This is a genomic window from Oceanobacter sp. ABM4_470 (assembly GCF_056158645.1).
The window spans coordinates 2,335,888-2,348,231 of sequence record NZ_JBSWTR010000001.1 but is presented as its reverse complement, the minus strand read 5'-3'; the positions used below and the strand labels follow the sequence as shown (position 1 = coordinate 2,348,231).

Sequence of the window (12,344 nt, the reverse complement as noted above, 5' to 3'; positions counted from 1 at the left end):
CCTGATTCCGGAAATGCGCCGTATCAAAGGCATTCATTTCATCGGTATTGGCGGCACCGGCATGTGCGGTATCGCCGAGGTTCTGCTGAACCAGGGCTATGCCATCAGTGGGTCTGATATTCGCGAAACCGGAGTAACCGAGCGACTGAAATCGCTGGGCGCGACGATTTACATCGGCCATCAGGCCAGTAACGTGGATGCTGCCGATGTGGTGGTGGTTTCCAGTGCCATTGATGAAACCAACCCGGAAGTGGCTGCTGCCATTGAGCACCGCAAGCCTGTGGTTCGCCGCGCTGAAATGCTGGCTGAGCTGATGCGTTTTCGTCATGGCATTGCGGTGGCGGGTACTCATGGCAAAACCACCACCACCAGTTTGCTGACCAGCATTTTTGCCGAAGCCGATCTGGACCCAACCTTTGTGATTGGCGGCAAGCTCAACAGCGCCGGATCTAACGCCCGTTTGGGTGCCAGTCGCTACCTGATTGCCGAAGCCGACGAAAGTGATGCCAGCTTCCTGCACTTGCAGCCGATGGTGTCGATTGTGACCAACATCGATGCCGACCATATGTCGACTTATGGCGGTGACTTCGAAAAGCTGAAGCAAACCTTTATCGAATTCCTCCACAACCTGCCGTTCTACGGCTTGGCGGTTGTGTGCATCGACGACGACACCGTGCGCTCGTTGTTACCGGAGATTTCCCGTCCGTTGATCACTTATGGTTTCAGTGAAGACGCCGACTACCGTGCCATCAATGTTCGCCAACAAGGCATGTACACCGAGTTCACTCTGGTACGTCCGGGGGATCGTCCTTCGCTGGAAATCCGCATGCGCATGCCAGGTGCACATAATGTATTGAACGCGTTGGCAACGGTAGCCGTTGCCGATGACGAAGGAGTACCGGACAGCGCGATTCAATCAGCGCTGGAAAAATTCGCCGGTGTTGGGCGTCGTTTCCAGGTGTGTGGCGAATTTCCATTGCTGGACGGCAACGTCATGATGGTCGACGACTATGGCCATCACCCGCGTGAGCTGGAAGTAACCATGGAAGCCATTCGCAAAGGCTTCCCGGATCGCCGTCTGGTGATGCTGTTTCAACCGCACCGTTACTCCCGTACCCGTGATCTTTATGAGGACTTCGTCAAGGTTTTGTCGGGTGCTGACGTACTGTTGCTGATGGATGTGTATCCTGCCGGCGAGAAAGTCATTGCCGGTGCCGATGGTCGTTCATTGTGCGGCAGCATTCGCCAGCGCGGCGAAGTTGATCCGGTGTTTATCGAACGCGGTGAATCCCTCCAGGGTTTGCTGACCAGCGTACTGAAACCGGGTGACCTGCTGCTGACCCAAGGGGCTGGTGATGTGGGTGCCTTGTCGGTTCGCCTGGCGGAAGAAATTCCGCAATGGTTGGCCAAGCGGGAGGAAAAGGCATGAGCGATATGTCCCGTTTTGGCCGCGTAGCCGTATTGATGGGTGGCACTTCAGCCGAACGTCCGGTGTCGCTGCGCAGTGGTGATGCGGTACTGAAAGCGTTATTGGCCAAAGGCGTTAACGCGGTTGGCGTGGATGTGCAAAACGACATTGCCGCGCGCTTGTCTGCGGACTCGTTTGATATGGCGTTCATCGCTTTGCATGGTCGCGGTGGTGAAGATGGCACCATTCAGGGCTTGCTGGAGTGGCTCGATATTCCTTACACCGGCAGCGGTGTGATGGCATCGGCGCTGGGCATGGACAAGTGGCGCACCAAGTTACTGTGGCAGGCCGCCGGTTTGCCAACACCAGCGGCGGCGCTGTTGGATGCCGACTCCGATTGGGCCGATATCATGTCGCGCATGGATGGCGAGGCCATCGTCAAGCCAGCCCATGAAGGCTCCAGCATCGGCATGTTCAAGGCCACTGACGCTGACAGCTTGCGCAACAGCTATGAACAGGCCGCGAAGTTGGATGGCCTGGTACTGGCCGAACGCTGGATTTCAGGACGTGAATACACCATTGCCGTGGTCAATGATCAGGTTCTGCCGCCCATTCAGTTGAAAACCACCCATGCGTTTTACGACTACGAAGCCAAGTACGAGGCCAACGACACCCAGTACCTGCTGCCATGTGGTCTGGATGAGGACAAGGAAGCGGAACTCAAGGCCCTTTCTCGCAAGGCTTTTGATGTGGTCGGTTGTGAAGGCTGGGGCCGTGTTGATGTGATGCAGGACGAACAAGGTCAGTTCTGGTTGCTGGAAGTGAACACCAGTCCGGGCATGACGGATCACAGTCTGGTGCCAATGGCCGCTCGGGCGGTGGGTATGGAATTTGGCGATCTGGTGGTCAGCTTGCTGGATGGCGTGAAAGGTCACTGACCATGGGCCAGAAAGAAAGCCCGCGTGGCGCGACACTGGCACCCGAGCCAAAAGAGCCGGTTTTCCGACGCCTGAAAGAAAATTTGACGTTTCAGGTGCGGGTTCCAACGTGGTTCTGGTGGGTTTCGCTGCTGGTTGTTCTGGTTTCTGTCGCAGGATTCGCCGGCAACAAGGCCTATCAGGAATGGCCGGTCAAGGAAGTGGTGGTGGTCGGCAACCTCGACGCCGTTGATCCACAGGAAGTTGGCAAGTCGCTGCTGTGGGTGAAGAACGAAAGTTTCTTCTCGTTGGACGTCAGCAAAGTACGGCAACAAGTGGCTGCAATGCCCTTGGTTGCTGGGGTCGCGGTCCGAAAGCGCTGGCCGGGAAGCCTTGAATTACTGATACATGAAGACGTGCCGGTGGCACTCTGGAATGACGTTGCACTGATGACAGCGTCGGGCAAGGTAACAGAATTGCCGCAAGGCTATGAAAGTGGTGGCTTGATGCACCTTTACGGTACGGATTCTGCAAGAGAACAGGCAGTCAAATCGTTCCGTCGGGCCCAGCAAGCACTGTTAAAAACGGGTGTTAAGGTCAGCAGCCTGAACATCAATGCGATTCGCACCGTCGACATGACCTTGTCGAACGGTTGGAAGGTGCGATTCGGAAAACAATATTTTGAGGAACGGTTGCAGCGACTGGTGGTGCTGCTGGGCAATCTGGACCAGGAATCGGTCCAACAGGTTGATCTCAGATACGGAAAAGGCGCTGCCATTCGATGGAACACAAAGGGGGTAACCGGGTAATGGCCACAACACAAGCCGGACAAATGCTGGTTGGTCTGGATATCGGCACATCCAAAATCGTCGCCATCGTTGGGGAAGTCACCCCGGAAGGCGGTATTGAAATTGTTGGTTTGGGCAGCCACCCAAGCCGGGGCCTGAAGAAAGGCGTGGTGGTGAACATTGAATCCACCGTGCAATCCATTCGTCGAGCGGTTGAAGAAGCCGAACTGATGGCAGGCTGTAATATACATTCGGTATATGCCGGTATTGCTGGTAGCCATGTGCAATCACAAAATTCCAGTGGTGTGGTTGCTGCACGTGGTGCAGAAATAACCGAAGCCGATCTGGATCGTGTTATTGATGCCGCACAAGCGGTCGCAATTCCGCAGGATCGTCGGACAATTCATGTTATTCCGCAGGAATATATTGTCGATAATCAGGAAGGTATTCGTGAACCGGTTGGAATGGCTGGTGTCCGATTGGAAGCAAAAGTGCATCTGGTTACGGCAGCGGTTAATGCAGCGCAAAATATTGAGCGTTGTGTGCAACGTTGTGAACTGCGCACAGAAGACGTGATTCTGGAACAATTGGCCTCCAGTTATGCCGTGTTGACCGACGATGAACGGGAGCTTGGGGTATGTATGGTCGATATTGGTGGTGGCACCACCGATATTGCCATTTTTACCGATGGCGCTATTCGCCACACGGCGGTTATTCCTATTGCCGGTGATCAGGTAACGAACGATATCGCAATGGCATTGTTGACGCCTACGCAACATGCCGAGGATATAAAGATCAAATACGCCTGCGCCTTGCGCCAGCTGGCGCGGGATGACGAGATGATCAACGTGCCAAGCGTCGGAGATCGCCCGTCCCGTCAGCTCTCGCGGCAGTCTCTGGCTGAGGTTGTAGAGCCCAGATATGACGAATTATTTACCCTGATCCAGGCCGAACTTCGTCGCAGTGGTTTCGATGAATTAATACCAGCCGGCATTGTTTTGACGGGTGGAACGTCAAAAATGGAAGGGGTCGTGGAATTGGCTGAGGAAATATTCCATATGCCGGTTCGTTTGGCGCGTCCACATGGCGTATCCGGACTCACGGACGTGATTAATAATCCGATTTACAGCACTGCGGTTGGCTTGCTGCTTTATGCCGCCAAGCAACCACAAAATAAAGCACCACAAATATTGGAAGAAAAGTCACAAACTGGCGTTTTTTCCCGCTTATCGGATTGGATAAAAGGCAATTTTTAGTATTTAATAAGTAGGTGCGTAGCAGAGGGGGGTGTGTTATGTCATTTGGAAACGAAGGCGATATGTTCGAACTTGCGGACGACGTGCTTGAAAATGCAGTAATTAAAGTCATCGGTGTTGGTGGTGGCGGCGGTAATGCCGTACAGCACATGGTAGAAAGCAATATCGATGGTGTTGAATTTATTTGTGCCAATACCGATGCCCAGGCATTGCGTAACATAGGCGCACGTTCTGTGATTCAACTGGGTTCAGGCCTGACCAAAGGTCTGGGCGCCGGTGCCAATCCGGACGTTGGTCGCCAGGCGGCCATAGAAGATCGTGAACGTATTGCTGATGCACTGAAAGGTGCAGATATGGTCTTTATCACCGCCGGAATGGGTGGTGGTACCGGTACCGGTGGTGCGCCAGTCGTGGCAGAAATTGCTCGTGAGCTGGGTATCCTGACCGTTGCTGTTGTGACTCGTCCTTTCTCTTTTGAGGGCAAGAAGCGTATGGCGATGGCTGAGATCGGCCTGAAGCAGTTGAGCGAACACGTGGATTCACTGATCACCATCCCGAACGAGAAATTGCTCTCTGTTCTGGGTAAAGGCACCACCTTGATGGATGCCTTCCGCAGTGCCAACGATGTACTGCACGGTGCTGTTAAAGGTATCGCTGACCTGATCACCCAGCAGGGTATGATCAACGTCGACTTCGCGGACGTGCGTACCGTGATGTCTGAAATGGGTCAGGCAATGATGGGTAGCGGCTCCGCCAGTGGCGAAAACCGTGCTCGCAAGGCCGCTGAGTCTGCTGTTGGCAGCCCGCTGCTGGAAGACGTCAACCTGGCCGGTGCACGCGGTATTCTGGTGAACGTAACCGCTGGTTTCGACCTGTCTCTGGGTGAATTCTCGGAAGTCGGTGAGATCATTGGTGAGTACGCAGCCGAAGACGCTACCGTGGTTGTGGGTACCGTAATTGACCCTGAAATGAGCGATGAACTGCGTGTAACTGTGGTTGCGACTGGCCTTCGAAATGAGGCAACTGCAAACAAACCTGTTGCACCTGCGGAACAACGCCCGAAGAAAGTGGTCGATAATACACCGAAGACGCCAGACGGAAAGCCGGACTACAGTCAGCTGGAACGCCCAGCGGTAAGCCGTCAGGCCGGTGGCCAGGCAGCGAAAGCAGAGCCTCAGAATCGTCAGGATATGGAATATCTGGATATTCCTGCGTTCCTGCGTCGACAGGCTGACTAAGAAGACACGCCTCTGGCGTGTCTCTCTGCACCTGCTATAATCGGCCGCAATTTATTTTGCCCAATAGATGACCAGTATTGGCAGGAATGTCTTAATGATCCCTCAACGCACGCTCAAAAATACCATTCGCGCATCCGGCGTTGGCCTTCACTCCGGTGAAAAGGTCTACCTGACGCTGAAACCTGCGCCTGAGAATACAGGGATTGTATTCCGTCGTACCGACCTGGAACCGGTCGTAGACATTCCAGCTAACGCAACCAGTGTTGGCGAGACTACCCTGTCCACCACTCTGGTTCGTGACCATGCCAAGGTCGACACAGTAGAACACTTGCTGTCAGCCATGGCGGGCTTGGGAATTGATAATGCCATCGTAGAAGTCAGCGCTCAGGAAGTGCCGATTATGGACGGTAGTTCCGGTCCATTCGTGTTCCTGATTCAATCGGCTGGTCTGCGTGAGCAAAACGCACTGAAGAAATTCATTCGCATCAAACGTCGTATTGAAGTGCGTGATGGCGACAAGTACGCTGCTTTCGTTCCGCATGATGGCTTCAAGGTCTCTTTCGAGATCGACTTTGATCATCCGGTTCTGAAGCAGAGCGTTCAAAAAGCCAGTCTGGATTTCTCATCCACCTCTTATGTGAAAGAAGTCAGCCGTGCCCGCACGTTTGGTTTCACCAAGGATCTGGAATACATGCGTTCCAAGAACCTGGCACTGGGAGGTAGCGTTAAAAACGCCATCGTGGTGGATGACTACCGTGTTCTGAACGAAGACGGCCTGCGCTACGACGATGAGTTCGTCAAACACAAGATTCTGGATGCCGTTGGTGACCTCTACCTGCTGGGACACAGCCTGATTGGTGAGTTCATTGGTTACAAATCCGGTCACGGCCTCAACAACCGCTTGCTGCGCGAGTTGCTGGCTCAGGAAGATGCCTGGGAATTTGTTGAATTTGACGACGAAGCGGCGCCAATCAACTACATGAAACCAGCCGCAGCCGTATAAAACCGGCAGACAGACTGGAAATAAAGAAAGGTCATAGTAATATGGCCTTTCTTTTTATGTGTAGAAAAAGGTTGGGGCGGTTGCGGTATAGCGGCCCTGGGTCAGATCTCGAACATTGTTTCTGTAGTCTTTACCAGTCCCATCTATACTCATAGCAGGCCTCTGAGAACCCTGGTTATCTATGAACATCATTATAGTTGGCGAACGTCACGGAGAATCCCGTAACTACCGACTGAGCACTCCGGCAAAAACCTTGCTGTTCGGGTGTTTGGTTGCGTTGCCGTTCGCCATGGGAATGACCGGATTCTGGCTCTCGGAGTGGCTTGCCGACGAAGACTTTTCGCTTGAGCCGGTCGCTACCGAAGCCTGGGAAAACGATCTCCACCTGCAAAAGCAGGAAATTGCCCGCATCCGTGAGCAAACCGATCAGGAACTACAAGCTCTGACGGTAAAACTGGCGGAATTGCAATCCCGTCTTATGCGCCTGGATGCTTTGGGCGAGCGTCTGGTTGACGTAACCGATCTTGAATCTGAAGAATTTGATTTCTCCATGGCTCCGGCACTGGGTGGCCCTTCGACCATGGGAGAGGCGTATCAGGCGCCGGAGATCAACAGCGTACTGAACGAGTTGTCCGAGCGGATTATTCAGCGTGAACAGCAGCTGGAAGTGCTGGATGACCTGATTGCCGCTCGCAAGCTCGATGAAGACACCTTTGTTACCGGCCGACCGATCAAGAAGGGTTGGTTGTCGTCGCGTTATGGCCGTCGTGCGGACCCGTTTACCGGGCAGCTGGCCTGGCATGCCGGGGTCGATTTCGCCGGTAAGATGGGCTCCGACATTGTCGCAGTTGCTTCCGGTGTGGTGACCTGGTCTGGCGATCGCTATGGCTATGGCAACATGGTTGAGATCAACCATGGCAACGGCTACAAAACCCGCTATGCGCATTGCAAGGAACTGCTGGTCAAGGTCGGCGATATTGTCCGCAAGGGCGATGTTGTTGCTGCCATGGGCAGCAGCGGTCGCTCTACTGGCCCACACGTGCACTTCGAGGTGTACAAAAATGGCCGCACCGTCGACCCGGCAGCCTATCTGCACCGTACCCTCCGCTAATTCCCCCGCAGGATCAGGATTTCCTTTCGGCGCCCCTCAGTGCTTGATTTTGGGAAATCCGCCCGCATATCGTGCTTGTCATGTTCGTCTGATATAACAACAGACCGGCAAGGCAGCTCGGCCTCAAAGAATTCAAAGACTGGATAGACACATTCACATGATGGGTAATATTTTCCGCAAGCTTTTCGGCAGCAAAAACAGCCGAGAGCTGAAGCGTATGGGCAAGGTTGTCGCCCAAATCAACACATTGGAAGAAGCACTTCAGGCACTGTCAGATGCGGATCTGCAGGCCAAAACCCCGGAATTCAAAGAGCGTATTGCCGCAGGTGAATCTCTCGACAAGGTTCTGCCAGAAGCGTTTGCCGTTTGTCGTGAGGCCAGCCGCCGTGTGATGGGCATGCGCCACTTCGATGTACAGATGATCGGTGGTATTACCCTGCATGAAGGCCGCATTGCTGAAATGCGTACTGGTGAAGGTAAAACCCTGGTAGGTACGCTGCCGACTTATTTGAACGCACTGACGGGCAAAAGCGTTCACGTGGTGACGGTGAACGACTATCTGGCGCGTCGAGATGCCGACTGGATGCGCCCGCTGTATGAATTCATGGGCCTGAGCGTCGGTGTTGTGGTTCCTGAACAGGACACTTTGACCAAGCGTGATCAGTACGCCTGTGACATCGTGTACGGCACCAACAACGAATTCGGTTTCGACTACCTGCGCGACAATATGGCGTTCTCGAAGGACGACAAGGTTCAGCGTGACCTGTACTTCGCCATCGTCGACGAAGTGGACTCGATCCTGATTGACGAAGCCCGTACCCCGCTGATTATCTCTGGCCCAGCACAGGACAACTCCGAGCTGTACCGCCGTATGAACGAGCTGGCGCCGAAGCTGCAACGGGCGGAGCTGGACGAAGAAGAAAATCCGATTTCCGGCCATTTCATTGTTGATGAAAAGAGCCGCTCCATCGAATTGACCGAGGAAGGTCATGAGTTCGTTGAAGACATGCTGAAAGAAGCTGGCATCCTGCCAGAAGACGACAGCCTGTACGCCACCCAGAACCTGATGCTGCTGCACCATGTTCACTCTGCCTTGCGTGCCCACGCGGTTTACCAGAAGAACGTCGACTATATCGTGCAGAACGGTCAGGTGGTCATCGTTGATGAACACACCGGTCGTACCATGCCGGGTCGTCGCTGGAGCGAAGGTTTGCACCAGGCGGTGGAAGCCAAAGAAGGCGTTCGGATTCAGGCCGAAAGCCAGACGCTGGCATCCACTACCTTCCAGAACTTCTTCCGTTTGTACGAGAAGCTGGCCGGTATGACCGGTACTGCGGATACCGAAGCGTTCGAATTCCACCAGATCTACGGTCTGGACGTGGTGGTTATCCCAACCAACAAGCCGATCCAGCGTATTGACCACAACGACGTGATCTACGCCACCCAGATTGAAAAGTACAACGCGGTGGTTGAAGAGATCCGCAAGGTGATCGCTGAACAGCGTCCGGTACTGGTGGGTACGGCATCGATTGAAGCATCCGAATACGTTTCCACGGTTCTGACCAAGGCCAAAGTGCCGCACAACGTACTGAACGCCAAGGAAAACGAGCGCGAAGCACAGATCATTGCCGAAGCCGGTCGTCCGGGCGCGGTTACCATTGCCACCAACATGGCCGGTCGTGGTACCGACATCATGCTGGGCGGTAACTGGGAGGCCGAAGTTGCCCAGTTGGATAACCCGTCTGATGAACAAATTGAAGCCATCAAGACCGAATGGAAACAGCGTCACGACGCCATTCTGGAAGCTGGCGGTTTGCACATCATTGGTACCGAACGCCACGAATCCCGTCGTATCGATAACCAGCTGCGTGGTCGTGCCGGTCGTCAGGGTGACGCCGGCTCTACTCGTTTCTTCCTGTCTCTGGAAGACAACTTGATGCGTCTGTTTATGTCCGATCGCATGCGTAACATGATGCAGGCGCTGGGCATGAAAGATGGTGAATCCATCGAACACAAGATGGTGACCAACGCCGTCGAAAAAGCCCAGCGTAAGGTGGAAGGCCGTAACTTCGATATTCGTAAGCAGCTGCTGGAATACGATGACGTTGCCAACGACCAGCGTCGCGTGGTGTACGAGCAACGTAACGACCTGATGGAAATGGACGATATTGGCCATGTCATCAGCAGTGTACGTGCTGATGTGGTGGAAGAAGCCATCAACGATTACATTCCGCCAGCGAGTCTGGAAGAGCAGTGGGATGTGGCCGGTCTGGAGCAGCACCTGAAAGCCGAGTTCGATATTGAACTGCCGATTCAGCAGTGGCTGGACACCGAAGAAAAACTGTTCGAAGAAACCCTGCGTGAGCGCATTCTGGAAGCCATTGAAGGCGCCTACAAGGCGAAAGAAGAGCAGGCTGGACGCGAAGCCCTGCGTGGTTTCGAGAAGCAGGTGATGCTGCAAATCGTCGACAACCTCTGGAAAGAACACCTGGCCACCATGGACCACCTGCGTCAGGGCATTCATTTGCGTGGCTACGGTCAGAAAAACCCGAAACAGGAATACAAGCGTGAGTCCTTTGCGCTGTTCCAGGAGTTGCTGACCAACATCAAACGCGAGACTATCCGCATCCTGTCGCACGTCAAGATTCGCCAGGACGATGACGAAGAACTGCGTCAGATGGAAGAGCGTCGCCGCGCCGAAGCAGAAGCCCAGGCTCGTGCTGCCCAGTACCAGCATGAAACGGCCAGCGCCATGGGCGAGCCGGAACAGGCTGAGGCTGCCGAAGGCCCTCAAACGGTTACCCGTGAAGAGCCAAAGGTAGGACGCAACGAACCTTGCCCATGTGGTTCCGGCAAGAAGTACAAGCACTGTCACGGTAAGCTCTCCTGAGCTTACCGCCGTTATTAAGGCATCAACAACATGGCCGTAAATCTTTCGGTATTTGAAGACTTCATTCCGGTGGCGGGCGTGCGTGTGGGGATTACCCAGGCACACGTGCGTTACGCCAACCGTGATGACATGGTGATTTTTGAACTGGCTGAAGGCAGCCGAGTGGCGGGTGTGTTTACCAAAAACGCATTCTGTGCCGCGCCGGTTCAGATCAGTCGTGTGCATTTGCAGCAAGCTGCTCCGCGTTATTTCCTGATCAATACCGGTAACGCCAACGCAGGTACCGGCAAGTCCGGTTACGCCAATGCGGTTCGTAGCTGTGAATTGCTGGCGGATGCTGCAGGTGTCAGCCCGGCGGAAGTATTGCCGTTCTCGACTGGCGTGATTGGCGAGCCGCTGAAAATGGCGGCCTTTGAAAGCGGTATCCCGGCAGCGCTGGCGGCACTGGATGAGAACAACTGGGCACGTGCCGGTCGTGGCATCATGACCACGGACACCCAACCCAAGGGTTACTCCAAGCGCCTGACACTGTCTGCGGGCGATGCTGTGATCACGGGTATTTCCAAAGGCGCTGGCATGATCAAACCGGACATGGCGACCATGTTGGGTTTCATTGCCACGGATGCCGCGGTAGACCAGGCCATCCTTGATGACTGGTGCAAGCGTCTGGCCAATGCCTCGTTCAACCGCATCACCATCGATGGTGATACCTCAACGAACGATTGCTGCATGCTGGTTGCGACTGGCAAGTCCAGCGTTGAAATCACCGACGCCAATTCGGCCGATGCCATTGCCTTGTTCGATGAACTGAAACTGGCATTTCAGGAACTGGCGCAAGCCATCGTTCGTGATGGCGAAGGTGCTACCAAGTTCGTCACCGTGAAAGTGACGGAATGTGCCGCCCAGCAGGAAGCGTTGGACGTAGCCTACACCGTTGCCCATTCACCACTGGTGAAAACCGCCATGTACGCTTCTGACGCCAACTGGGGCCGGATTCTGGCAGCGGTTGGTCGTGCTGGCGTGCAGAATATGGATCTGGAAAAAATTCAGATCTGGCTGGATGACGTACAAATCGTTGAAGACGGTGGCCGTTGCGCGTCGTACACCGAAGAAGCCGGTGCTGCGATTTTTGCACAGGCCGAGTTCACCGTGACCATCGCACTTGGTCGTGGTGACGTTGCTGAAACCCTCTGGACCTCGGATCTGTCTCACGAATACGTGACCATCAATGCGGACTACCGCTCCTGATGGCTGAGCGTAAGCAAGTGGCCGTCGCAGTGGCGGCTATTCTTGACGACGCCAAGCAGATCCTGATTGCCAAACGGCCGTCAGACAAGCATCAGGGTGGTAAGTGGGAGTTTCCTGGCGGCAAGATTGAAGCCGGTGAAACCACGCCAGAAGCGCTGGTACGAGAGCTGAAGGAAGAGCTGGGTGTTGTGTGTGCTGTTGAACAAATGACAGCGCTGATCGACATCAGCTTTGATTACCCGGACAAGTCCGTTCGACTGGATACCTGGGTGGTAAGACTGGACGCTGAGCAAGCGCAAACCGCGCACGGTGCGGAAGGTCAGCCGGTGGAATGGGTCACTGCGCAAGCATTGGCGGAATACGAATTCCCCCAGGCTAACGTGGCAATCGTCGATGCCTTGCTGAAGCAGTTGGATTAACTGCTCTGCGTTGTTATATACGCTCTTCGAAAGGCCAGCTTTGCTGGCCTTTTTTTGTTCTCGTTC

At 54.5% G+C, this 12,344-nt stretch carries 10 protein-coding genes; all 10 read left to right on the top strand.

The annotated features are described in order from the left end of the window. The first annotated feature begins 13 nt into the window (after positions 1-13). The 10 genes from murC to mutT all read left to right on the top strand — a co-directional run bounded on the left by murC (position 14) and on the right by mutT (position 12,278). A complete protein-coding gene (murC, locus tag ACXADJ_RS10270; protein WP_475068178.1) occupies positions 14-1,429 on the top strand; it encodes a UDP-N-acetylmuramate--L-alanine ligase in 1,416 nt (471 codons plus the stop codon). Beyond that, complete coding sequence (locus tag ACXADJ_RS10265) at positions 1,426-2,346, top strand: D-alanine--D-alanine ligase (protein WP_475065427.1); 921 nt, start codon at positions 1,426-1,428, stop codon at positions 2,344-2,346. The genes murC and ACXADJ_RS10265 overlap by 4 nt, the downstream gene beginning before the upstream one ends. 2 nt (positions 2,347-2,348) lie before the next feature. Next, entirely contained in the window at positions 2,349-3,134 is a 786-nt protein-coding gene (locus tag ACXADJ_RS10260; RefSeq protein ID WP_475065425.1) for a cell division protein FtsQ/DivIB, read from the top strand. Then, positions 3,134-4,369, top strand: coding sequence for a cell division protein FtsA (gene ftsA / locus ACXADJ_RS10255; RefSeq protein ID WP_028294705.1), 1,236 nt, complete (start codon positions 3,134-3,136; stop codon positions 4,367-4,369). Before ACXADJ_RS10260 ends, ftsA begins: the two co-directional genes overlap by 1 nt. A 62-nt stretch (positions 4,370-4,431) precedes the next feature. Next, a complete protein-coding gene (ftsZ, locus tag ACXADJ_RS10250; protein ID WP_028294706.1) occupies positions 4,432-5,607 on the top strand; it encodes a cell division protein FtsZ in 1,176 nt (391 codons plus the stop codon). A gap of 94 nt (positions 5,608-5,701) precedes the next feature. Further along, complete coding sequence (lpxC, locus tag ACXADJ_RS10245) at positions 5,702-6,610, top strand: UDP-3-O-acyl-N-acetylglucosamine deacetylase (RefSeq protein ID WP_028294707.1); 909 nt, start codon at positions 5,702-5,704, stop codon at positions 6,608-6,610. Positions 6,611-6,791: 181 nt separating this feature from the next. Further along, positions 6,792-7,721 (top strand): M23 family metallopeptidase, encoded by a 930-nt coding sequence (locus ACXADJ_RS10240; protein ID WP_028294708.1) that lies wholly within the window; start codon positions 6,792-6,794, stop codon positions 7,719-7,721. 157 nt (positions 7,722-7,878) lie between these two features. Beyond that, on the top strand, positions 7,879-10,611 hold the full coding sequence (secA, locus tag ACXADJ_RS10235) for a preprotein translocase subunit SecA (RefSeq protein WP_475065418.1): 2,733 nt from the start codon (positions 7,879-7,881) through the stop codon (positions 10,609-10,611). A 30-nt stretch (positions 10,612-10,641) separates the two neighbouring features. Then, positions 10,642-11,859: a bifunctional glutamate N-acetyltransferase/amino-acid acetyltransferase ArgJ gene (argJ, locus tag ACXADJ_RS10230; RefSeq protein ID WP_475065414.1), complete on the top strand. Its 1,218-nt coding sequence runs from the start codon at positions 10,642-10,644 to the stop codon at positions 11,857-11,859. Beyond that, on the top strand, positions 11,859-12,278 hold the full coding sequence (gene mutT, locus ACXADJ_RS10225) for an 8-oxo-dGTP diphosphatase MutT (protein WP_475065410.1): 420 nt from the start codon (positions 11,859-11,861) through the stop codon (positions 12,276-12,278). Before argJ ends, mutT begins: the two co-directional genes overlap by 1 nt. Positions 12,279-12,344 lie beyond the last annotated feature (66 nt).